At 53.1% G+C, this 20,731-nt stretch carries 23 protein-coding genes; 15 read left to right on the top strand and 8 right to left on the bottom strand.

The genetic code is table 11. The features are described 5' to 3' along the window. Nucleotides 1-599: 599 nt before the first annotated feature. Together C4S72_RS24705 and C4S72_RS24700 are read right to left on the bottom strand one after the other, a co-directional pair. Nucleotides 600-1,157 carry a PD-(D/E)XK nuclease family protein gene (locus tag C4S72_RS24705; protein ID WP_104005882.1) on the bottom strand — a complete coding sequence of 186 codons (558 nt, stop codon included), beginning with the start codon at nucleotides 1,155-1,157 and terminating at the stop codon, nucleotides 600-602. 2 nt (nucleotides 1,158-1,159) lie between these two features. Further along, nucleotides 1,160-1,576 (bottom strand): CFI-box-CTERM domain-containing protein, encoded by a 417-nt coding sequence (locus tag C4S72_RS24700; RefSeq protein WP_104005881.1) that lies wholly within the window; start codon nucleotides 1,574-1,576, stop codon nucleotides 1,160-1,162. A gap of 465 nt (nucleotides 1,577-2,041) precedes the next feature. Between C4S72_RS24700 and C4S72_RS24695 the strand changes: the two genes are divergently transcribed. Then, nucleotides 2,042-3,532 carry a Fic family protein gene (locus tag C4S72_RS24695; RefSeq protein ID WP_235009260.1) on the top strand — a complete coding sequence of 497 codons (1,491 nt, stop codon included), beginning with the start codon at nucleotides 2,042-2,044 and terminating at the stop codon, nucleotides 3,530-3,532. A gap of 52 nt (nucleotides 3,533-3,584) precedes the next feature. On the opposite strand, the gene C4S72_RS24690 is transcribed toward C4S72_RS24695, so the two are convergent. The 3 genes from C4S72_RS24690 to C4S72_RS24680 form a co-directional block, all read right to left on the bottom strand. Further along, nucleotides 3,585-3,803: a hypothetical protein gene (locus C4S72_RS24690; protein WP_146071936.1), complete on the bottom strand. Its 219-nt coding sequence runs from the start codon at nucleotides 3,801-3,803 to the stop codon at nucleotides 3,585-3,587. A 286-nt stretch (nucleotides 3,804-4,089) separates the two neighbouring features. After that, nucleotides 4,090-5,016 carry a nucleotidyl transferase AbiEii/AbiGii toxin family protein gene (locus C4S72_RS24685; protein WP_104005878.1) on the bottom strand — a complete coding sequence of 309 codons (927 nt, stop codon included), beginning with the start codon at nucleotides 5,014-5,016 and terminating at the stop codon, nucleotides 4,090-4,092. 5 nt (nucleotides 5,017-5,021) lie between these two features. Continuing rightward, entirely contained in the window at nucleotides 5,022-5,795 is a 774-nt protein-coding gene (locus C4S72_RS24680) for a type IV toxin-antitoxin system AbiEi family antitoxin domain-containing protein (protein ID WP_104005877.1), read from the bottom strand. A 465-nt stretch (nucleotides 5,796-6,260) separates the two neighbouring features. Between C4S72_RS24680 and C4S72_RS24675 the strand changes: the two genes are divergently transcribed. From C4S72_RS24675 to C4S72_RS24615, 14 genes are all read left to right on the top strand, one after another. Then, the gene (locus C4S72_RS24675; RefSeq protein WP_104005876.1) at nucleotides 6,261-6,509 is read left to right on the top strand and encodes a hypothetical protein; all 249 of its coding nucleotides are present in this window, start codon (nucleotides 6,261-6,263) and stop codon (nucleotides 6,507-6,509) included. Between the two features lie 45 nt (nucleotides 6,510-6,554). Beyond that, nucleotides 6,555-6,992: a single-stranded DNA-binding protein gene (locus tag C4S72_RS24670; protein WP_104005875.1), complete on the top strand. Its 438-nt coding sequence runs from the start codon at nucleotides 6,555-6,557 to the stop codon at nucleotides 6,990-6,992. A 212-nt stretch (nucleotides 6,993-7,204) separates the two neighbouring features. Further along, nucleotides 7,205-7,471 carry a hypothetical protein gene (locus C4S72_RS24665; protein ID WP_104005874.1) on the top strand — a complete coding sequence of 89 codons (267 nt, stop codon included), beginning with the start codon at nucleotides 7,205-7,207 and terminating at the stop codon, nucleotides 7,469-7,471. Nucleotides 7,472-7,525: 54 nt separating this feature from the next. Then, nucleotides 7,526-8,521 carry a RecT family recombinase gene (locus C4S72_RS24660; protein ID WP_104005873.1) on the top strand — a complete coding sequence of 332 codons (996 nt, stop codon included), beginning with the start codon at nucleotides 7,526-7,528 and terminating at the stop codon, nucleotides 8,519-8,521. 117 nt (nucleotides 8,522-8,638) lie between these two features. Next, nucleotides 8,639-9,634, top strand: a complete 996-nt coding sequence (locus C4S72_RS24655; protein ID WP_104005872.1) for a YqaJ viral recombinase family nuclease — start codon at nucleotides 8,639-8,641, stop codon at nucleotides 9,632-9,634. Nucleotides 9,635-9,838: 204 nt separating this feature from the next. Then, nucleotides 9,839-10,879, top strand: a complete 1,041-nt coding sequence (locus C4S72_RS24650) for an RNA-guided endonuclease InsQ/TnpB family protein (RefSeq protein ID WP_235009259.1) — start codon at nucleotides 9,839-9,841, stop codon at nucleotides 10,877-10,879. 269 nt (nucleotides 10,880-11,148) lie between these two features. Then, nucleotides 11,149-12,123, top strand: a complete 975-nt coding sequence (locus tag C4S72_RS24645) for an AAA family ATPase (RefSeq protein ID WP_104005871.1) — start codon at nucleotides 11,149-11,151, stop codon at nucleotides 12,121-12,123. 98 nt (nucleotides 12,124-12,221) lie between these two features. Next, the gene (locus C4S72_RS24640) at nucleotides 12,222-12,869 is read left to right on the top strand and encodes a hypothetical protein (RefSeq protein WP_146071935.1); all 648 of its coding nucleotides are present in this window, start codon (nucleotides 12,222-12,224) and stop codon (nucleotides 12,867-12,869) included. 80 nt (nucleotides 12,870-12,949) lie between these two features. Continuing rightward, complete coding sequence (locus C4S72_RS24635) at nucleotides 12,950-13,867, top strand: DUF3150 domain-containing protein (protein ID WP_104005869.1); 918 nt, start codon at nucleotides 12,950-12,952, stop codon at nucleotides 13,865-13,867. A 10-nt stretch (nucleotides 13,868-13,877) separates the two neighbouring features. Continuing rightward, a complete protein-coding gene (locus tag C4S72_RS24630; protein ID WP_160115593.1) occupies nucleotides 13,878-15,617 on the top strand; it encodes a vWA domain-containing protein in 1,740 nt (579 codons plus the stop codon). Between the two features lie 73 nt (nucleotides 15,618-15,690). Further along, on the top strand, nucleotides 15,691-16,095 hold the full coding sequence (locus C4S72_RS24625; RefSeq protein WP_104005867.1) for a hypothetical protein: 405 nt from the start codon (nucleotides 15,691-15,693) through the stop codon (nucleotides 16,093-16,095). 239 nt (nucleotides 16,096-16,334) lie between these two features. Next, nucleotides 16,335-16,805, top strand: coding sequence for a hypothetical protein (locus C4S72_RS24620; RefSeq protein WP_104005866.1), 471 nt, complete (start codon nucleotides 16,335-16,337; stop codon nucleotides 16,803-16,805). 104 nt (nucleotides 16,806-16,909) lie between these two features. Further along, nucleotides 16,910-17,059 (top strand): hypothetical protein, encoded by a 150-nt coding sequence (locus C4S72_RS25855; RefSeq protein ID WP_160115592.1) that lies wholly within the window; start codon nucleotides 16,910-16,912, stop codon nucleotides 17,057-17,059. 42 nt (nucleotides 17,060-17,101) lie between these two features. Beyond that, nucleotides 17,102-18,274 (top strand): DUF7146 domain-containing protein, encoded by a 1,173-nt coding sequence (locus C4S72_RS24615; protein ID WP_160115591.1) that lies wholly within the window; start codon nucleotides 17,102-17,104, stop codon nucleotides 18,272-18,274. A 14-nt stretch (nucleotides 18,275-18,288) separates the two neighbouring features. Here the strand turns inward: C4S72_RS24615 and C4S72_RS24610 are convergent, their stop codons facing one another. The 3 genes from C4S72_RS24610 to umuC all read right to left on the bottom strand — a co-directional run bounded on the left by C4S72_RS24610 (nucleotide 18,289) and on the right by umuC (nucleotide 20,731). Next, nucleotides 18,289-18,975 carry an RES family NAD+ phosphorylase gene (locus C4S72_RS24610; RefSeq protein ID WP_104005864.1) on the bottom strand — a complete coding sequence of 229 codons (687 nt, stop codon included), beginning with the start codon at nucleotides 18,973-18,975 and terminating at the stop codon, nucleotides 18,289-18,291. Beyond that, nucleotides 18,975-19,382 (bottom strand): MbcA/ParS/Xre antitoxin family protein, encoded by a 408-nt coding sequence (locus C4S72_RS24605; protein ID WP_104005863.1) that lies wholly within the window; start codon nucleotides 19,380-19,382, stop codon nucleotides 18,975-18,977. The genes C4S72_RS24610 and C4S72_RS24605 overlap by 1 nt, the downstream gene beginning before the upstream one ends. A gap of 74 nt (nucleotides 19,383-19,456) precedes the next feature. After that, nucleotides 19,457-20,731 (bottom strand): translesion error-prone DNA polymerase V subunit UmuC, encoded by a 1,275-nt coding sequence (gene umuC, locus C4S72_RS24600; RefSeq protein ID WP_104005862.1) that lies wholly within the window; start codon nucleotides 20,729-20,731, stop codon nucleotides 19,457-19,459.

Here is a 20,731-nt window from a genome sequence, read left to right as displayed (position 1 = left end):
AACTGGCAGCGCCCCCATCAGTACAACGATGGAGTGCCGCCCGGGAAGGTAGAAGAAAAGCTTAACTTACTGTCCGGTATTCGTTGACCACTACACCTTCGATGCCACGCAAGCCGAGTTAAGAGGCGGATATGTGGCGCTTGGTTATGGACGTGATGCCGCTGATGTCGCTGTCTTCAATCAATTTGGCCCGGCCTCTTTTGCCACAGCACAAACCGTGCGCGTCGAGCAGCTCCACGACTGACTTCTGAGCAGGAAGCTGGAAACGTTCAATCATGTGCCGACTAGGATCGCCAGCTTACTATCTAACATCGCCCTTGCTGCACATGTTCTTAACCCATGCGGCTGAGCCCACAACAACTTCGCTTTTACCCACGCAGCGGCGGCACATGCACCTCATAAGTTGCCCGTCACCGGTGTTTTAGTCGGTGGTAACGCGGGCAGCATGCTCGACTTAGCCGCTCAGATCCAGGTTTCGGCCCCATTGGCGTTATGGGTCTGTGAATCACCCAGTGCTGTTTAGACGGCTAAAGGCTCTAGAATCAACCATCCTTTGTAGTTACGAACTTCCGCTTTGTGCGCAACTCTGCCGCTCAAGTCTAAGCCGCGCGTTGAGAGCAATCCGCTTTGAAGGCGCAGGCTCTACACTTCGTTTTGGCTGGAAGGGCTTCACCTATCCCGCCACATTTGATGCGCCGAACAATCTCAACATAGGGTTGCACAACCTGGTATAAGGCTAAGTCGTCATGGGGTAGCTCAAACGTGTGCTCGACTGTTTTGGTTCTGACCACGGCTTGGCTGATGTTGTATCCACCAGCACGAGCGGCCAGAGCTGCAGTGAGTGCTTGTACGCGATCTGAATCGAAGACAGGCCCGCGCCGAGATTTGAATTCCACAGTCGTTATTCGGCCCCCCTTGTCGTAGATAGCATCAGGCTTCCCAAGGACTTTAAATTCATGATTGAAAAATGGCTTGATGTGCCGCCCCTCATCCACCCAGGCTAACTCTCCCAGAGTAGGGTCAGTTGGTGGACGACGGATGCCTCCTCGCCGGGCATTGATGACCAGCATGTAAAAGACAAACACGGTCAGCAGGACGAGCCAGATACTCTGAAAATCCCGAAACCACCGGACGAACTCTTTGAATAGCTCCCACATGATTAACGTTCCTTGTGATCACTGAGTTTGGCTACCAGCCAGTTGACGGCATTTCGTGTGATTGAATCCACCATGGAAAAGCGTCGACATACTCGTACTAGTGCGGGGGAGAGGGCGTAATAGGCACGAACAAACACTCGGCCAGGTCTGTTAGGCATCAAATGGGCATCACGGAACCCGCGTAATGCTTCCGTCCTCGGGTCATTAACGCCATACAGGTGTGATGCAATGAAGCATCGACGATCAGCAGTCTGACTTTTGATCTGAGCGTTGAAACTTTCGTGCTCTATATCTCCACGCACACGCGCCGCCTTGGCGGTATTGCTGACACTGGAACCGTTTTTCTGCAGCTCCAGGTATTTTGGACAAAACGCCGCGCGTCCGGCTGCCGAGGCGGCAACCCAGTCTTCCTTGCTCATTCCTCGTTTGACTCCTTGTTTTGGCGTGCAGACGAGAATACCGCCTATTGTCCTAGTAGCAATCTTTTGGCGGTCTACCTGCAATAGATAACCGCAGGTAGATCCAATCTGGGACGCAGGTCGAGCTTAGCCACTCGCTGGAAGTACGGGACCTCCTATGATCCGTGCAAACGGATAGCTAGAGACCATAGCTCACTGCTGGAAGGGAGCTGCGCCGGTGTCTGGCTTTTGCTTGCCTGCTACGAGTCCAAAGTGAGCTCTTAACGCTGTTGGAGCTAGGCAGTCGCGCCGCACTTTATGTTGAGTTCAGATGTTGGCTGTGATAAGTGATAGCCTCTCGGAGAGATTTTCTTCCTCCCCGGGGGCTTTTTTTATAAAAAATGATGTTTGGAAAGATTTTCTGCGTGTTGTGACGGGATCGGGGTAAAGGCAGCTTTGGCGAATGAGTTGATAGGTTATGCATACTTGGCCAATCTCGCGGCTATTCAGGCCGTGGAGCTTGAGGTCGAGTGCCAGGTAGCATCCGTTAAGAAAAAAGAGATCATCGGTGGTGTTATAGCCATACCCAGCACGTTCATGCCATCGCCCGCCGACTCAATATTGGGCCACATTCTGTTTGCGCTCAAACATGAGGGGGTGAACCTCCAGATTCTTGCCCAAGCCCTTCTGCTGGTTTCCGCAGAGGATATGTTGTCAGCTTTTTCGGCATCGCCGAACGGAAAGTATATTCGTGTGGCGTGCTACCTGTGGGAGCATTTCACACAATCTGTTCTGGCCCGTGGCGCCGAGGATATACCAGGTAAGTATCAGCCACTGTTTGACCCGGCGCAGTACATCACCTGTGAGGGTGAGCGTAATCGCCGTTGGAAGGTGTTATTCAACGGCTTGGGGAATATCGATTATTGTGTCACGGTTCGGAAAACAGACCTGATACAGGCTGGTATCTCAATGCAAGTGTTGGATCGGGTACAGGACTTTACCGAGCAGCTCGACCCTCAGATGCTGCATCGAGCACTGGCTTGGGCGTATCTGAGTGAAACCAAGAGCTCGTTCGAAATAGAGAAGGAGATCCCTGACGACTCTAAGGCCCATCGATTTGTGAACCTTCTGAAAAAAGCGCATGAGAAGCGTTTGATTGATGAAGATTTCCTGATCGACCTGCAAAACCAGGTTATCTCCAATAAGTTTGATTGGGCAAGCTCCTTTCGATTGGAGCAAAACCATATGAGCAACGGCTATGGGGCCGCTGGCGTAACCTATATACCGCCTCCGCCGGATTTGTGCCGCGTGCTCATGGAACAATGGATGGACTTTGCGAATCATCCCCCCGCGGGGGCTGTTGATCCGATCATCATCAGTACCATCGCCTCCTTTGGGTTTGTGTTTATCCATCCATTTATGGATGGCAATGGCCGTATATCGCGTTTCATGTTTCACCACGCTCTGTGCCAACAGGGCGTGTTGGATAATGGATTGATACTTCCAGTATCGGCGGTACTGCGTGATCGTGAGTTGGACTATCTGAATGCGTTGACTTCATTTTCGGAAAAGACCCGGCGATTCTGGAGCGTGGACTGGATAAGCCCTGATGAAGTTCACTGTACTTTCACAGGTCATGACGCAATCTATCGCTACTGGGACGGTACCGCCTGTGCTGAACTGATGTTCAGTGCCAGCGAAGAGGCTGTCGAGCAGTACATGAAAAAAGAGGTTTCGTACCTCACACGCTATGACCAACTTAAACGGCGTATTGATCGGGAGTTCGACGTCGCAGATAAGACCCTGTCGGCCTTGGTCATGCTATGCCTTGATCAGAAAGGTCGGGTTTCAAAAAAGCGGCGTGATCAATATCAGTATCAAGTACCGGAAGATCTCTTTGATGCAATGGAAGAAGCGTATCGAGAGTTGTTCCGAGGGGAAGACGGCGATGAAGTCGCTGCTGATCAGCCCGAGTAGTCTCTGGACGAACTAGGTGTGAGTCCGCACGTATCGCTCTTTGTCGAACATCTTAGTGACCCACCAGAGGCGTTGGCTGACCGTTCTTTAGCAGCTGAAATGCGCCGTCGTCTGGGATATTGTCGCCACAGCATCCCTCATTGCATAGCTGGCGCTGACTGTGGGTGTGCTTGATCACGTACAGAACCGATGGATCGTTGTTGTCACAAAAGTGGATGTTCACCCCGACATCTTCACCATCAGTGATATCGGACACCAGGTATTCATGCATGGCGCCATCCAGCATCACCTGGACGGATATCTGTTTGGTACCGCTGATATAGTCACTTCAAATCTTGAAAATCGTTCACTCAGATAAAAACCATTGTAAGGCTGACCAGCTTGTTGCTCCGGTTAATGACAATATTGTTTACCGGTGCTGCCCGTCCATTGCTTCGATGGCACTGACAACATTCCCTGCGTTACCGATGGTACGACGGGTTTCTGGTACGGTCAGCAGCGGTGTCTGAGCCGGAAATAGGCTGGCTTACCCGCTCGCCTGTCACGGCAGGGAGCTGTCAGGCGCTACTCGATAGGCCGAGTATATGCTTTAGATTCGCATAGAGCTCTTCGTGCTTCTCCGACTTCAGCTTGGCCAGATTCTGTAATTTCCAGCGCACGGCCGGTAACTCACTCACACCAGAGAGTTCGAGGAGCTCCCAGTTAGGTGAACCGCTTTTAAACGACAGTAGAAAACTTCGTTCATCCGTCGTGAGGGATTCATTGATGAGTGTAACGAGCCGCTCACGTATGGCTTCCAACTCGACTTGAGCGAGGTCCTGGTCCGCCATATTACGAAACTCACTTTCGTAGACTGCGGTGAGATCCCTAAAATTTGGTTTGAGTAGTTCTGCAATCGGACGTGGGTGGCTGACCATATAAATAAGCAGTGCTTTTCGGAGGTTTTCGCTAATTCCTTCGTTATCAAGCAATAGTTTTACGTCGAATAAGTCCCTTGGATGTTGGCGATCCAACGCAGCGCAGATTTTGCCTGCGTACAGATCCGCAAAACTGACCACGGCTATCTCTGCGTATCCAAACTCGTCTTCGACCGCCTCACTGACGGGGACAACCTTTGGTTCGTATACGGTGCCGCGCAGGACGGGCGAAAGCTCAATCTTGATTTGTACGCCCTGGTTCTCAACCACTAGGCGAAGAGCATCGGATTTGTCCAGGTAAGACCGAACAACCTTGGTATGGTCCAAGTGATCTGTAAGCTCTATAGCCAGTTGTTCCAGGTGTTCCTTGATGGTCTGAAGCGCTTCGTCCCGTTTCATCATCGTTAGGAACACCAAGTCGATGTCAACCGACAAACGTGGGAAGTCACGTACAAACAGGTTAATGGCAGTCCCGCCTTTCAACGCGAAACACTCATGTTTGGCGACGAACGGGATCACCTTAAGCAGTAACTGGACTTGTCGATAATAGGTACTTTGTCGGTCCATCTACGTTACATATCCTTGGGAACTGTGATTTTCCAGGTGGGTTCAAGTCGGCCTTGCTCGGCGATCTTACGTTTACCTGTCCCCAAATCGTACAGGCTTGGTGTAAGGCGTTTAAACCAGCTATGTTGATGTCTTTCGGCCAGCCAGAGAAATAGCCGCTTCGCCTTGATGCTACAGCAGGCGAGTAGCAGTGTTTCCAGTTTTCGTGGTGAAAGGTTATGAAGGCCCTGCATGAGCTGGTCTGCATGTTCGAAGCTGATAGTCTTGGGTACTGATGCTAAAAGCTCCAGTATGGCTTTCTCCGGGCATGAGTAACCTAAAGTCGGCAGTAATTCCTGCCACTCATGTTGCCTTACATACCGGTCGTTTTTCATGACATCCAAGGGCCAGATGCGACGTGTCCCATGCCATTCAAGCTGGGTGTGTATTTTGATTCGGGACAACCAACGGGGCGGGGGGGAATCGGAGTACAAGTGAATCCTGGGGTTGTTTCCCTTGGATAAGTAATGACTAAGGCCTTCTAGCTCCAAAGCCGTTAATCCACCAACATGGACAGGAGACTCAGACATCCTTTGGATGGAGTCAACGACCCCTTTCCAAGAGACTTTGCCTTCATCCCGGGTGTAAACGCCAGAGGCTAAGGGGACGAGAGTGTTACTCCGAACGGCATTGTCCAAAAAGTGCAAGCTAAGGCCTTGGGCCTGCAGCCAGCTTTTAGTGGCGACCATACCTAGAGGGAGCAGCTCCCGAAGCTGGAGTCGTGCCTCGGTGTTTAGCATATCGAGCCCTGAGGAGGTTTATAAAATAATAAATACACGTCAATTATTGCCGTATATCTTTAAATATACAAACTTAATGGCCTTAGCGGGTTTGAGAAAACCCCAATACACGGCGGTTAATGCCGTGAAAATGACAAAATATAAACCCTGAGCCTGTGCCGTATCGCCATAGCTCATCTCCAAAAGCCGTATTTATTGCATCTAACAAACTGATGTACTAGATTCACTTCCATATCTGCCATGCAGCAACTCCTTTTCTTGCTGTTTGATCGTTTGATCAGACGCTTGAATGGCCTAGACCGGATCTCTCGCTAGGTTGATCTCTGCGGAGATTTAGATCCATCCACTACCTACGGCCAGCCGGCCATTCAAATGCCTATCGGCTTCACAGCCATTCACCCACCCACGGGACGTATTCTGTCCTGTCCCGGGTGGTTTGCGTCCCTCTCATTCGAGGAACGCACGATGCCTACCATCATTCCTATAACCCCGGAGTTCTTTGGCGTAGCAGCGGGTCTGACCTATTTTTGGCTGTCAGCTCACTTCTTCGACCCTTTGATCACCACCCCATTTCGACTGTTTATCAAATGCGTTGATGCTTGCATTGACCTTGCGGTCTTTGTGGCACTGCTGCCGTTCAAGATGCTCGCATGTTTGCTGTGCAAACCGGGTTCAGCACGTCGACGCACTGACTGCCGAACCTACCCGTCGTAAAACCACCCCGCCAAACGGGATTCACTCAACCACGAGGAACGACTCATGAACCTGAACAAAGTAATCTTCGCCGGCAATATCGGCCGTATGCAAAGTTCGGCCATGCCGGATGGTACAGCTGTTGTGAATATGCGTATCGCTTCAACCAAGCGCTACAAAGATCGCAACGGCGAGCGCCAGGAGAAAACGACATGGATGACCGCTGCTTCCTTTGGTCGACAGGCCGAAGTGATCCAGCAGTATTTCCAGAAAGGGGATCCCATCTATATTGAGGGACCACTCGAAGTCAGATCCTGGGAGGATGATCAGGGCAACAAACGACAGTCTGTTGAAATCCGTATTCTGGAATTCCAGTTTGTTGGATCGAATCAGTCTGGTCAGCAGCAGGGGCAACCGCAAAACCAGCCTCAACAGCAGGCAGCGTCCGCCCCGCAAAACAACCGTCCGCCAATGGACGAATTCGATGACGATATCCCGTTCTAGCGGATATCTGTGATAAGTGTGCGGACTATCAGCTTCTTGCCCTTATCACGCAACCAACACCAAAAGCTGAGGAACTAGCATGTTTTCCTTCTCTGTTTTTGGCGCCGTAGCGATTCCGTTGCGGATTCACTTAACCACTTAGCCCAATGGGGAAACGATCCCTATGAGGGTGACGTTTGCTCGGCGGGCTTTAATTTTTAAAGGAGCCTCATATGAGCAAACTCAACCAACCCACTGTAGGCAGCGCGCCTAACAACTCAGAGATCGACCTTGATGCCCTGTACCGGGGTTCAAAGGCTGATGCCGTCGGAATATACATTGCTGCAATCGGCGTACTCGCAGAGCGGATGCTGGGTGCCAAACTGGCCTACCCGCTATATCTGATCGCCGGAATCGTACTCGACTTCAGGACCAACATTCTCAAAGAGGGGATGCGGACCAAGAAGATCGTTCGAGGACTGAAAGAACGCATTGTTTGATCCACTCAAAAGAAGCCCCTGCTGGGGCTTTCTTCCAACCACGGGAGCTAATGTATGGCTAAACAACCCACTCAGCAGGCTACAGTGCCTGACGCCACGTTGCTGAAGATGATTGACTCGACAGTGACCAAATTTGAAAACTCCGTGCTGGATTTTGAGAAAGAAAAGGTTTTCGCCTATGGGGCGCTGAACCAGAACGATCTCCTGCTCCAGTATGCGGTGAAGAACCCCACGTCGTTGAAACTGGCGATGTACAACGTAGCGTCCATCGGTCTTTCGCTGAACCCAGTCACCAAGCTGGCCTACCTGATACCTCGTCGTGTCAGTCAGGTTGCAAAGGTGGTGCTGGATATCAGCTATCAGGGCCTGATCGAAATTGCCACACAGGCTGGGTCGATCAAAGCGTGTTCGGTGACTCTCGTTCGTGAGAAGGATCTGGAGACGTTTGAATGGCGCGACAACTTCACACCACCCAAGAATCCACCCAACCCCTTCGTGAAGGATAAGGGCAAGATCGTTGGTGGATACTGCCAGGCACTGTTGCCTGATGGTCAGTTCATTCTGCATGCCATGACAATCGAAGAGATTGAAAAGCGGCGGGATGCGTCTGAAATGGTGAAATCTCGGGGTGTATGCGGTCCCTGGCGGGATTGGCGCGAGGAGATGATCCAGAAAACCATCGTCAAAAGTGCAGCTAAATGGTGGCCGTCCAACGGTTCATCGGTACTGGCAGAAGCTCAGCGCATTCTCAATGAAGAGAACGGCGAGGGCCTTCCTCCGGAAGAGCGTGTGATCAACGGTAATGTGGTTAAACCCACTGCCCCCGCTGAACTGCCGCCTCCACCACCACGGGATGAAATGTCTGAAAAGCTCGCGAGTTACGTTGACCGTGCGGTTGATCGTGCTGAGCAGCTGGAAGCATGGCAGACCTGTGAAGACCACCTGATTGAACGGTTCCAGGACCTTCATCAGCGATCCTATGCATTGCATGTGCTGCGGAATCGGCAGACCGCGTTTGAAGAATCCAACAAAGATTCTGCGGTGGCATAGACCAACCACGTAACGCTGACATCACGATAACCATCGCAACGACCAACCCAACGGGGAAATACATGACTCCCCGTGGGGGCATTGTATTTCCCTATTCCAGTTCGCAGGAGAAATACAATGAAAATCGTCAACCTTACTCAAGGCACCCAGGCATGGCTCGATTGGCGTGCTCAGGGCGTTTCAGCGTCAGACATGCCAACCATTATGGGCAAAAACCCCTATAAGACGGCTTATCAGCTGTGGCTTGAAAAGACAGGTCGGGCTAATCCCCCGGATCTGTCCAACAACCCCAATGTCCAGCGAGGTAATCGTTTGGAACCATTGGCCCGGGAGTTCTGTGAAGATCGCGACAATGAAATCCTCCTGCCGGTATGCGCCGAGGATGATGAGTTGCCGATCCTGCGTGCCTCGTTCGACGGTTTGAGTTCAGGGGGAATCCCTTATGAATTCAAGGCGCCGACCGAAAATCGCTTTGCAGAGCTACAGGATGTGGGTACCGAGTCTGCCACTTACGAAATGTATGCCTGGCAGGTGAAAACCCAGAGCTTTGTTGCTCAATCCAAGAAGGGACTGCTGTTCTTCTACATGGAAGACGAGCGACATCTTGAATTCACGATTGAGCTTACCGCGGAGGATATGGAAGCGATCGACATGGCTGCACGGCAGTTCTGGGATTGCATCCAAAACGACACCCCTCCACCCCTCGACCCGGAACGTGATGTCTATATCCCTAAATCCGGGGAGGATCAGTTTCGGTGGGAGACTTTTGCGGAGCAATGGCGCGAGAACCAGGAGCAGTTTAAGGCCCTGGAGGAGCAGATGGCCCCGTTGAAGAAGTCTCAGGACGAGCTGAAAAAGGCCATGTGCGACATGATGGGTGATTTCCAGAGCACCGACTATGCCGGTGTGAAGGTGACACGCTTCACTCGCCAGGGGAGCATCGACTACGCCAAGTATTGTAAAGAACTTGGCATCGGCACTGATGTACTTGAGCCCTATCGTAAAAAGCCGACGTGGCAGAGCCGCGTTACGCTGTCGGCCGATGAGTTGCTGAACGCTGAGGCGATCGGTAACCAATCGATGCCGGCCGATCAGGGTGGCAAATATTTCTAACCATCTGTGTGACCGGCCGCTGGAGTTCAAGCGGTCGTGTCCACAACACTGAACTGCATTTGCCAGTGTCCACTATCCAGCGTGGATAGCGGCAAGTGACCAAAATGCGCGACAAGCCCCGTACTTTTAGTGGGGGGAAGGATAGCGCGTGATGCGTCAGCATTACTTGCTTTTTATTGATAAATGCTGTGTATTTATACAGTCATGAAGCAGACAAAAACACTTAAAGTTCGTGTACGTGATAAGTACATTCCGCTGCTCAATGAGATGGCGCGAAGTGTCAATTTCGTCTGGAACTACATTAATGAACTCAGCGACCGCGCCATCCGTGAGCGGGGGCTGTTTTTGTCTGCGTACGACATACAGAAATATACCGATGGCTCCAGCGCTGAATTGCCGCTTCATAGTCATACCATTCAAGAGATCGGCAAAGAGTACGCCACCCGCCGCAAACAATTCAAAAAGCGCAAGTTGGCATGGCGTAAATCCGGGGGCGTACGCCGGTCATTGGGCTGGATACCTTTCAAATCGGGTGCTGCAAAGTGGAAAAACGGTCAGGTTTATCACAACGGCCACTCTTTCAAAGTCTGGGACAGCTACGATCTGAGTCGGTATCGGTTCAAGGCAGGCTCTTTTTCCGAAGATGCTCGTGGCCGTTGGTATTTCAATGTGGCCGTTGAGGTTGAGGTTGAAATACCGGCTGGTCAGGACCGGATCGGTATCGATCTGGGCCTGAAAGACACGGCCACCTGTTCGGATGGCGTTAAGCTGGAAGCCAGTCGCTACTACCGTGATCAAGAAGCGAAACTGGCGGTTGCTCAGCGGGCTGGCAAGAGGCAGCGAGCCAGGGCAATCCATGCCAAGATCGCTAACCGGCGCAAAGACGTGCTGCATAAATTCAGTCGGGCGCTGGTTGAGCGCTGTGGCGTCATCATCGTGGGTGATGTCAGCCCGACGAAACTCGCCAAGACCAAGATGGCCAAGTCGGTACTCGATACCGGCTGGGGCCTGTTAAAAACGATGCTGGAATACAAATGCGATAGCGCAGGCATTGTTTTTAAGGTCGTTGGCGAACAGTACACCACCCAGACCTGCTCGAATTGTGGCACGCTGCCCGATTCGAGGCCGAGAGGTATCGCAGGGCTTGGAATAAGAGAATGGTCTTGCAGTGCGTGTGGTGTCACGCACGATCGCGACGTTAACGCCGCCAGGAATATTCTCGCGCTCGGGCATGAGCGTCCTTAGTGGGAATCCCCGTCCTTTAGGGCGGGGAGGATGTCAAAGTGTCGAATTTATTTTCTGTCTGGTTCGCCAGCAGCAATAAAGGGCAGTACGAGGCCATAGGCTGTCGGGATCTGCGGATCTGCCTCACTCACACAACAGCGAGCCAATGGCTCACTCATTGCGCAACACCGGGTCAACAGGCCCGCTCACTCAACCACCATCGCCAAAGGGCAAAACATTGCCCTGGGGCGAGTTTTGTTCTTTGGCATTCCAACCACGAGGAACAAAACATGACTATTGCATCCACTACTGAACGTAACAAAGGCCTCAGCATCGCTAAAACCTTCGGGTTAGAGGGGGTGCCGGAGACCATCCTTACCACGGGTTTCGCCGATGAACACTCCCATACGCCGATGAAGGATGATGGGTATGTGTTTCGCCGGGAAACGCTCCGCGATCTGCTTGCCTACCTGGACAAGCCGCGTGGAGACGGACTGTTTTTTGCTGGGCACTACGGTACCGGTAAAACCAGTTTGCCCCTGCAGGTGGCGAATCGGCTGAATTGGCCGGTTCTTTCGGCAGATGGCTCGGAAGAGTTCAACGTCGAAGACCTTATCGGTCGCCCAGACCTACAGAACGGGAATGTCGTCTTCCAGTACGGCGCACTCGCTCTGGCCATGAAGTACGGCTTCATCTTCATTTTCAATGAGATTGATTCCGTACCCCCCGGTCGTCTTACCGCTGTGCATGATGTCCTTGAGGGTCGCCCTCTGGTTATTCAGTCAAACGGAGGTGAGGTGATCAAACCCCATCCCAACTTCCGGTTCGTCGCAACAGGGAACAGTTTGGGAGCAGGGGATACCACCGGCCTATATCAAGGCGTAGGCGTCCTGAACATCGCGTTCATGGACCGCTTCCGTGTTGTTGAGGTCGACTACCCCGAGGAAGCGACTGAGATGTCGATTCTCGAAAAGCGTGCACCTGAAATCCCGGAGTCTGTTCGCCAGAAAATGGTGAGAGTCGCCAATGAGGTGCGTCGTCTGTTTATCGGTGATTCCGGCGTGGATTCCACGTTGAGTATCACGATGTCCACCCGTGCCTTGTGCCGTTGGGCAGAACTGACAGTCGATTACCGCAATGCCGGCAATCCGCTTGAGTACGCGCTGCGCCTGTCTCTGACAAGCAAGGCCGAACCTGAGCAGAAAGAGGCGGTCGAGGAGTTGGCACGTAGCATCTTTGGGGATGCCTGGGGAGTTTCACTGTGAATCTCGTCGGCAACGCAACCATTCTCCGATTCCGCGAGGGGGCTACCGATAAAGTCTGGGTGATCTGTCCAGGCGCGGGTGCTCACGGAGACAACCTTGTGGCTTGGGGCGCTACGCGATGGTCTGGTAATGCTACACCAACGCTGCAGAGCAAGTCGGTCAGTGGGTCTGCTGATTCACGTATCCGCAAAAAGCTCAAAGAGGGGTACTGCGAATGGAACTGGGTGCAGTTCGATAGCGACGACCTTCGGGTGGTTCACATCGAAACGAAAGCGATACCAACGCCTGAACCCTGCTTTTGGTATCGGATAGACCAAGCGCTATTCCCGCAAGAAGTGACGTCGATACTCGATAGCATTTCCAACGGATTGGCCGAGGTTGAAACCGAACTTTCCCTTTCGGGACTCGTTAAAGAGTTCCACTCACTATCACTCGTGATGGACCTGCAGGATGGGCAAAACACGGGGCAGCTGTTCTACCGGGAACCGCGAATGTCGGTACTGGTTTTATTCGCACTGCACCGCGCTCATCCATTGCTGGCTCATACCAGTGATGACAACAACGACCTATTACCCGATCAGCTCAATGATCTGCGGTCACTTCTGAGTGATGAAGCACGCTTCGGTCCTCTGCCGGAATACTGGCATCCGCCCGTATTCAAGCGAATCGCCGCGGCGATGCAGTGTATCGACCTGTCTTCAGACCTCTCACGCATCAAGACCGAGACGCCCGCGGCGTTCTTCTGATCTTCCTCCCGGGGCATTAGCCCCGGATTCACTACAACTCCGAGCAAAAAAAATCATCCAACTAACCATGGAGGTCCGTTATGGATTTCATTCAAGGCACTACCCTGTTCACGCTGCACATTCGCAAATGGTCAGGAAAAATTACGGCGGAAGACGCCGACTACAACCCGGCGGGTGAATTGCCCCCGGCCAAGTTGCTGGAGCGCGGGAGGAAACCGATCTTCCCACCGAAGGCACTCACGTTCGCCGACACTCTGCGCAAGCAGGCCGAAAAGGTACTGCTGACCAAAGGGGTCCGATTCATGAAGGGCTTTGCTGTCCCGAATGAGTATGTCGATGAAGCCGTGGAAGAACTCAAGGATCTGAAGCGCCAGTTTGAACAAGGGGTTCGGGATGTCATGGACAACTTCGATATCCACCGTGATAACTGGATTGCGGAAAACCGCGAGTACGAAGCGTTGCTGAAGCGGCTTATTCCCAAAGACACGATTCAGGACCGGTTTGAATTTGAGTTCTACGTGTCGCGGGTACAACCACTCGAAGGCCATGAGATACCGGAAGAGAAGATTGGCAACCAGGTACTTCACGAGGTTAGTCAGCTCTGCAAAGCAGAGGCGGATCGACTGGTAAATCGAAAAGGTGACATCAGCAGTGGGGAGTTGAAAGACAAACTGCTGCCGATGATCGAAAAACTGGATGCCCTGTCGTTCGGTAATAGTCGGGTGTTGAAGCTCTTGAGTGAGTTCCAGACGCTCGATAACGCTATTCCTGACGGAGAGGCGTACACAACCACATCAGGTATGCGGGCAAGCGTGATTACGTTTCTGTCTGCCTGTTCAAGCCAGGCTCGTGTTGAAGCCATTATCAATGGTGAATTCAGGGTCGATTCAATGGCACTCATCCGGAGCGACGAGAAGGCCGATTCCAGGGCACCAATCGCTTCCACTTCCAACAACCACAACACTCAGACGTTGGCCAATGCTGGCGCGTTCTTCTAAGGGGGTACACATGAAAACTTCGCTTATGAATGCGCTGCCTATCCTGGCCAGCGCTTATGGGCAACAGTTCGGCGTCAAGGTTCAGATGGGTGGATCTGGCGCATGGACCAATGGCGAGACGATCAATATTCCAATGATCAGCAATCCTGATCTGCGGGATCTAGCACTGGGCTACCTGGTGCATGAATCGGCTCATGTAAGGCTGTCGGATTTCCGAATTGCTGAAACAACTCATGGGGCTTTCAAGCACCTGATTAACATTCTGGAAGATGTACGTATCGAGCGGTGGTTTTACGAGAATGACTACCCCGGCACCCGGCAGACACTGCAGGTTGTTTGGGATCATATCGGAACCAAAGCGACGCCAGATGAAGTGGCGCAGGCGGATAACCTTGCGTCCTTGTTTCTCAACTACCTGCTTTTTCGCTTGCGGCAAGAGCAGTATGGGTTGGAATCAACCCGACCTAACTTTGAGGCCTTAACGCAGGCGATCGAGGCTGAGCTGCCGCCCGGGTTCTTCATCCGCTTGGATGTATTACTCGCAAAGCACTTCGATTCGATGGCCAGCACTTCGGATGCCAGACAGCTGGCGCAAGCCATTCTGGAGGCACTGAAGCAGGCTGAAGAGGAGGCTAACCAGGAGAAAGATCAGCAACAGCAACAAGATCAAGCCAATGGCGCCGATCAGGACAGCGCAGGCGATAGCCAAAGCGGTTCTGGCGCCGATCAGGGCGACTCGGGCAACAGTCCGGGGGACCTCGGGGATGATCAGGGCCACTCAGGGGCTGGCTCCGACTCATCAACACAACCACAGTCAGAAGATTCATCGGGTAGGGGCGATGGAGCAGGCGGCGGCGAGAAGTCACTGAGCATTCAGATTCTGTCCGAGACGGATCTGCCAAGCGACATGATGGATACCGTTCGTCAAACACTGAGCGATAAAGCCGAAGAAGAGTTCAAAAGCGATCCCACTGGCGTGAGTCAGGCGGCGCAGTTGAATTCATGTGTCGGTTCTGAGGTGCGGCAGGATCACGGGTCCCATCTACTGGGTGAAGACACGCTCAAGGATGGGATTCTTGGATCTTCCAAGTTGCGCGCTCAAGTCGTTGGGTTGCTCCAGGCACAAACGCGGGCTCGTCGCTCTCATCGGGAGTATGGGTCTCGCATGGATGCCAAGCGTCTGGCACGAGCGATGGCGGGTGAACGTCGGATATGGAAGCACAACACGCAGCGGCAAATGGTCGATACCTCCGTGCATATTCTGCTTGATACGAGTAGCAGCATGGGACAAAGCCAGTCGATTGCGAACTCTGCGACTGTATCAATGGCGTTAGCGATCAGTGCAGTAACGAAAGCGGATGTGGCCGTCAGTATCTTTCCGGGAATTGGAGCAGGGGTCAGCCCTGTTATCCGCCGTAAGGCACCGGTGAGGTCCAATGTCGGTCGTTTCGCTGTCAGGCCACACGGTGGCACACCCATGGCGGAAGGGATGTTCTACGCCGCTCGCGAGCTGAGCACGGTGACCTCGAAACGCAAGGTGATGATCGTCATAACCGACGGTGCACCGAACGATGGGGCAAGCGTGCAGTACATCAATCGGCTCGTGGAGAGTGAGATCGACGTGTATGCGATCGGTATCCGGTCGGATGCAGTCCGCCGCTACTTCAAAAACTTCGAGGTGATTTCCTGCGTGGATCAGTTGCGTACCGCGCTGTTCAACCTGGCCAAGGAGTTTTTGAAAGTCGCTTAACGCGTAATCCAACCCAGTTGAGGGGATTGTTGCTGATCCCCTTGCGGGGTCAGTGCGTCCCCCGGGAGGCACTATGGAAGCCCAATGTGATCTGTTCGGACAGCTGATTGAAGCGTTCGAGAATGACGATTTAACGCTGCTGGCACAGCACTACGATAGTGAATACGAAGGGCACGACAAGCCCATTTCTGAGGCCCAACGCCGCTTTGGCGAGCCGGAGCCGATACCAGAAATGAGCGAGGCGGAATATCTCCGGTTAGCGGACGGTCTGCTTGAAGCCACGATCCGCGAAGCTTTTGGCGAAAGCCGAGGAGGGAAGCCGTTTCGGGAGAGTCGTTCAGCCTTACAGTGGTTGCTCTATGACGAGCCACTGGATGATGGCTACCCCTTTAGCTATCGGAACTGCTGTAAAGCGGCCGGTGTGGACCCGGATGAGTTGCGTGAGCAGCTGATCTACATGAAGCACCGACTTACCTAACGAGATGCGGAGCCCTTTGGGGCTCCGGCATTTCCCTCATTTTCCAACTTGATAGTAAGCCTCACTTCGAGTGCCCGGTGTGTGACGCCGGCAGCCGAATTGACGGTTTCTTTGTGCTGTCCGTTGGACACACATTGAGCGCCCGAAACGGTAGTGAATCGGGCAAACCCTGCGGGGTCTACCACCCAATCCAACCTACGGGGACTCCATCCCCACATACTCAACCACGGAGAAACATCATGCGTCAGCACGATCTTGAGAAGGTGAACAAGTCTCTACCCACCCATAACGTCAGGAGCGTAATCGCCCTGTTCAAACTGCAACTGCAGCTTTTCTTTCGACGGTTTTCTGGCAGAGCCCAGGCAGTTGGAAGAGCGAAAGGTAAGCGCTCACCCCGGATCATAAGCCCCCGTCTCGCGGTGGTTGTGACCGCGACCGTGCTTCTGTTCGCCAGCTTCCCGCTGCGAATGGAGTTGCTGTCGATCATTTCTGCATTGGCCATTTGGTTTGCCATGCAGGAAACCGATGAAGAGCGTAAAGCCCGTCAAGCGGAGGAAGTGGCAGATAACCACGCCAGGGTCTACAGCGAGGAGCTGGCCCGCCAAATGGCGCGTAACGAAGCCGAAAGGCAGAAGAAAGAGGGGACTGCAGAGCCACACCACGGTGCTCGCCGCGCAAAACCCACGTCGGACTCCGTGACCTACCACTGAGTCCATAACTGAACCTCTCGCCAGCTGGCGAATTTACTAACCCCACGGGGCGATGACCGTCCCGCAGGGGAAGTGCGTCATTGCCCCACTCACGGAGTTTTGCAATGACCTACTTCAAAACCAACGCCCACGGGTCTCGAGTGAAAGTCACTGTTTCTAAAGACGGCAACCGCGTCATCAAACGTCGCGCGTTGTTTGTTCAGGGTCAGTGGGTGCCTTTTGCACGCTCATCACGGCCCCTGATGAATCCCTGACGAGGGATGCGCACGCAGCAACCCAACGATAAGGAGGAAATCATGGGGTACAAGAAGCGCAATTCAATGCTCCTGAAAGAGCGTATGAGAGGCAAGTGGCTGGCCGCGTTTTCGGTGCTGGCTGGCCATCAGCTCGGTCCTGCGATCGACAAACTGGGGGAAAACGTCACCTGCCCAATCGACGGCGATGTTGAAGGGTTTCGACTCTTCAAGGATGCCAACGAAACCGGCGGAGGATGGAAACAGAACCAGCAGCATGCAGGCGCGTACCCCGATGGGGTCACGCTTCTGATGCATGTTTTGGATCGTCCTTTTACCGAGGTGTTCGATCAACTGGTGGAATGGCTTGAGGGGCCGGGCGAACAGGCTGATAGCTCACTGTATAAAGTGCGTGATAAGTCTTCGGCTTTCACCCCTAGGCGCTCGAAAAAATCAGTTGTCGACACAGCCGCGTTAAGGGAGTGGCTCAACAACATCTGGAAGCATTCCATCGATCTTTTGGATCGGCGGGCTGCTGTTGCGCGTAAATACCTGACGGATCGGCACATCCATGATGCAGCCGTGCATGCCAGGGACTTGCGATTCAATCCTTCGCTCGGGTATCGAAATGCCGATAAGGAACTTGTCGGCCGGTTTCCGTGCATAACCGCGTTAGTCCGTGACAACCAGGGCACACCGGTCGCGATCCATCGAACCTTTCTGACGCCAGAAGGTAAGAAATTGCGGCTGGAAGGCTCTGGTCCGGCGCGGAAACAGACGCCTTCGGTATCGGATACCGAAGGACGGGTCATTTGTCTTGCTGAACCGGTGGGCGGTGTTCTGGGCCTTGCGGAAGGTCTGGAAACTGCGCTGGCGGTGATTCAAGGTGCAGGTGTTCCGGTCTGGAGCTGCTTGTCAGCATCCATGATGCCTCAGTTCGTGCCGCCGGCGGGTGTGCATACGCTGCTTATCTTCGTGGATATTGATCGCAGCGGAGCAGGTCAGGAGGCCGCACAAGCGCTCAAGGAAAATCTCAAGGAACAGGGTGTCCGGGTGATTTTTCAGGTGCCTTTGCTCAAACGAGATCCGAGCAGGAAAAGTGTCGATTGGGCCGACCAACTCGATGCGGATCTTGAAACGGACTCCAAGGGCATGCAGGTTGCCAGAACGGCGTTTGTGAATGTCCTTAACCACGGTGCTGAAACGCCAGCACCCCAGCCACAGACCCTCGCTTGAGGGTCTGTGCGCGGTTAGGGACCCTTAAAGTTGAGCTCTTTCTTGTAAACCGTCGTGATGGTCTCACTGTCCCAGATGTAGCCAAAATGACTGGCCTGTTTGCAATCGGAGAAAAGATTGGGTTTCAACAGGGCAAAGCAGTCGCCTTCTCCTCTGACTGAAGCGTAGGCGATGCCGTCGATCTTATTACACTTACACTCCATTCCGAGCTTTTGGCCGTGGCTGTAATCTATTGGGTCATATAGCGGCGTGCCCAGATACTTCGGTGACCGAATATCCGTGAGGTCAGCGGTAAACCTGGCCACCAGACAGCGCATATCGATTTCCTGTGCGGGCTCGTTTGTATAGCTCATGAACTTTGCTCGATGATATTTGGTCTCTTCAATCGCATCGTTGAGCGAGGCTGCCCCGTAGTAAATACCGTAGTCGCCGTTGCTGAATCGGCTGCCATCGGGGTTGATGTGAGTGAACGCGGCCATGATATAGCCAGCCCCAGGGACACCGAATATTCGTTCGTTCTCCGGCACCAGACTCAGGTCCCCGACTTCCTCTCTCAGTCGTGGATTTGTGAGCTCCTGAACGGCATACAAGCTTTCAAAGTCCTCCGCATCTGCAACGTCTTCGAATAACGCGATTGGTGGGAACTTGCTCGGAATTAATCGATAGCATTTTTGGCCATCAAAGCTTGTCAGCTCGGCCATTAAGCCCAGCCTCCACGCTCACTATTGAGTCGAGACATCACTTCGTACAGGTCAACAACTCTGCCTTGCTTCATTACGTCCAAGGCGCTACGACCGGCATAAAACGGGTGGTTGTTGGGCTTTTTAACCCATCCATAGACCGAGTCAGATTCGGAGAACAGGATTCTCAGGGCTGCGTGGATATTCAGTAGATAGGAAAGCCTCTCCATGGTGTCCCGTGACACTTTGGCTGTGGTCGGGTCTTTCTGGTACTTGAAGAACGTAGAGTCTGCTTCGATACCCAGAACGGCCTTCTTTTCCTCTTTGGTGCAGCCCCACTTTTCTAAGATATTCAGCACTGCTCTCAGAGCCGCATGTCCCTGCTTTTGGGTTAACTGTGCTGCTGCAGGTACTTGGTATGAGCTCATGGCCTTTTCTCCATATATATACTTATTTTAAGTATACTCCATATATGTATAATGTGAAGTTTGTAGCCATGGCGCTATCGTACTAACGGGATCTCGTCCCATCGTGTCGTGTAGGCTGGAGACAGCCTTTCCCGCTTCATAACCCATGCCTTCTGAGTACCCTGTCCGGCAAGGAAGATATTCCCTTTGCCGCTGCTGTTGATCCGATCCACCACGGACATGAGTGCTTTGGCGTTGGGACGGGATATGGCGTCATCAAACAGGCTTGGCTGATAGACACCAGGTTCGTAGAAGTCGGACAGCATGACACCGGCTTTCATGTATCGGTACCCATCCCGCCAGGCCGCCTGCAGGAGCCTCATGGCCGCAACCACCAAATCCCGGGTATCGGCTGTTGGAATTGAAAGCTCGGTGCTCAGTGAGGGAGTGTACTGAGGTTCATCCGGGTTAAAGCGGTTGGTTCGCATGAACAAGGTCAGTACCTTGGCTGATCGATCCTCTCCTCTCAGTTTTTCAGCTGCTCTTGAGGTGTATTGGCAGATAGCCTGGCGCATGTCTTCGTACTCGGTGATTCGCTGTCCGAACGATCTGCTGCAGATAATCTGCTGCTTGGTTGGGGTGACGTCTTCAAGTGATAGGCAGGATTCTCCGTTAAGCTCTCGCACGGTGCGCTCGACGACGACGGAGTAGTTTCTCCGGATCCACTTTGGATTTGATTTGGCTAAGTCCTGGGCGGTTTTGATTCCTTCCGCCTGCAGCCGGTGAGACAGCCGGCGACCGATACCCCAGACTTCATCGACGGGAACCAACGACATCAGCTTTTGCTGCCGAACCGTGCTGGTTAGATCCACGACGCCTCCGGTGGCTCGATACTTCTTGGCCGCATGGTTGGCCAATTTTGCAAGCGTCTTCGTCGGGGCAATACCTACGCATACCGTAATACCGGTCCACTGCTGGACAGTCGATCGTACCTGGTAGCCAAAGTCCTCCAGAGCAACCGCATTTGCTACCCCGCTCAGACCCATGAAGGATTCATCTATCGAGTAAACCTCTACTCTGGGGGCTAGTTCCTCCAGAATGCTCATCACTCTGGAGCTGATATCAGAATAGAGTGCGTAATTCGAGGAGAATGCCACTATGCCGTGTTGGCGGACCAGATCCTGAATTTGGAAGAAAGGGGTGCCCATCTTTATGCCAAGCGCTTTGGCTTCGGGGGAGCGGGCTACAACACAGCCGTCATTATTTGAAAGCACGACGATAGGGGTGTGTTTGAGGTCCGGTCTGAATAGGCGCTCTACAGAGGCATAGAAGTTATTGCAGTCCACCAGTGCGAAGATGCTATTGGCCAT

This window comes from Marinobacterium lutimaris, assembly GCF_900108065.1.
Taxonomy (GTDB): Bacteria; Pseudomonadota; Gammaproteobacteria; order Pseudomonadales; family Balneatricaceae; genus Marinobacterium_D; species Marinobacterium_D lutimaris.
Note: the sequence above shows the minus strand (reverse complement) of the source record. Positions and strands in the feature narration are given on the sequence as shown.

Coding starts and splice junctions, on each gene's coding strand:
- C4S72_RS24690 (WP_146071936.1), bottom strand. CDS start 3,803: ATGCATGAATACCTGGTGTCCGATATCACTGATGGTGAAGATGTCGGG.
- C4S72_RS24660 (WP_104005873.1), top strand. CDS start 7,526: ATGGCTAAACAACCCACTCAGCAGGCTACAGTGCCTGACGCCACGTTG.
- C4S72_RS24615 (WP_160115591.1), top strand. CDS start 17,102: ATGGGGTACAAGAAGCGCAATTCAATGCTCCTGAAAGAGCGTATGAGA.
- C4S72_RS24665 (WP_104005874.1), top strand. CDS start 7,205: ATGAGCAAACTCAACCAACCCACTGTAGGCAGCGCGCCTAACAACTCA.
- C4S72_RS24610 (WP_104005864.1), bottom strand. CDS start 18,975: ATGGCCGAGCTGACAAGCTTTGATGGCCAAAAATGCTATCGATTAATT.
- C4S72_RS24670 (WP_104005875.1), top strand. CDS start 6,555: ATGAACCTGAACAAAGTAATCTTCGCCGGCAATATCGGCCGTATGCAA.
- C4S72_RS24605 (WP_104005863.1), bottom strand. CDS start 19,382: ATGAGCTCATACCAAGTACCTGCAGCAGCACAGTTAACCCAAAAGCAG.
- C4S72_RS24635 (WP_104005869.1), top strand. CDS start 12,950: ATGGATTTCATTCAAGGCACTACCCTGTTCACGCTGCACATTCGCAAA.
- C4S72_RS24645 (WP_104005871.1), top strand. CDS start 11,149: ATGACTATTGCATCCACTACTGAACGTAACAAAGGCCTCAGCATCGCT.
- C4S72_RS24620 (WP_104005866.1), top strand. CDS start 16,335: ATGCGTCAGCACGATCTTGAGAAGGTGAACAAGTCTCTACCCACCCAT.
- C4S72_RS24680 (WP_104005877.1), bottom strand. CDS start 5,795: ATGCTAAACACCGAGGCACGACTCCAGCTTCGGGAGCTGCTCCCTCTA.
- C4S72_RS24650 (WP_235009259.1), top strand. CDS start 9,839: ATGAAGCAGACAAAAACACTTAAAGTTCGTGTACGTGATAAGTACATT.
- C4S72_RS24705 (WP_104005882.1), bottom strand. CDS start 1,157: ATGTGGGAGCTATTCAAAGAGTTCGTCCGGTGGTTTCGGGATTTTCAG.
- C4S72_RS25855 (WP_160115592.1), top strand. CDS start 16,910: ATGACCTACTTCAAAACCAACGCCCACGGGTCTCGAGTGAAAGTCACT.
- C4S72_RS24630 (WP_160115593.1), top strand. CDS start 13,878: ATGAAAACTTCGCTTATGAATGCGCTGCCTATCCTGGCCAGCGCTTAT.
- C4S72_RS24700 (WP_104005881.1), bottom strand. CDS start 1,576: ATGAGCAAGGAAGACTGGGTTGCCGCCTCGGCAGCCGGACGCGCGGCG.
- C4S72_RS24655 (WP_104005872.1), top strand. CDS start 8,639: ATGAAAATCGTCAACCTTACTCAAGGCACCCAGGCATGGCTCGATTGG.
- umuC (WP_104005862.1), bottom strand. CDS start 20,731: ATGGCCAATAGCATCTTCGCACTGGTGGACTGCAATAACTTCTATGCC.
- C4S72_RS24675 (WP_104005876.1), top strand. CDS start 6,261: ATGCCTACCATCATTCCTATAACCCCGGAGTTCTTTGGCGTAGCAGCG.
- C4S72_RS24625 (WP_104005867.1), top strand. CDS start 15,691: ATGGAAGCCCAATGTGATCTGTTCGGACAGCTGATTGAAGCGTTCGAG.
- C4S72_RS24685 (WP_104005878.1), bottom strand. CDS start 5,016: ATGGACCGACAAAGTACCTATTATCGACAAGTCCAGTTACTGCTTAAG.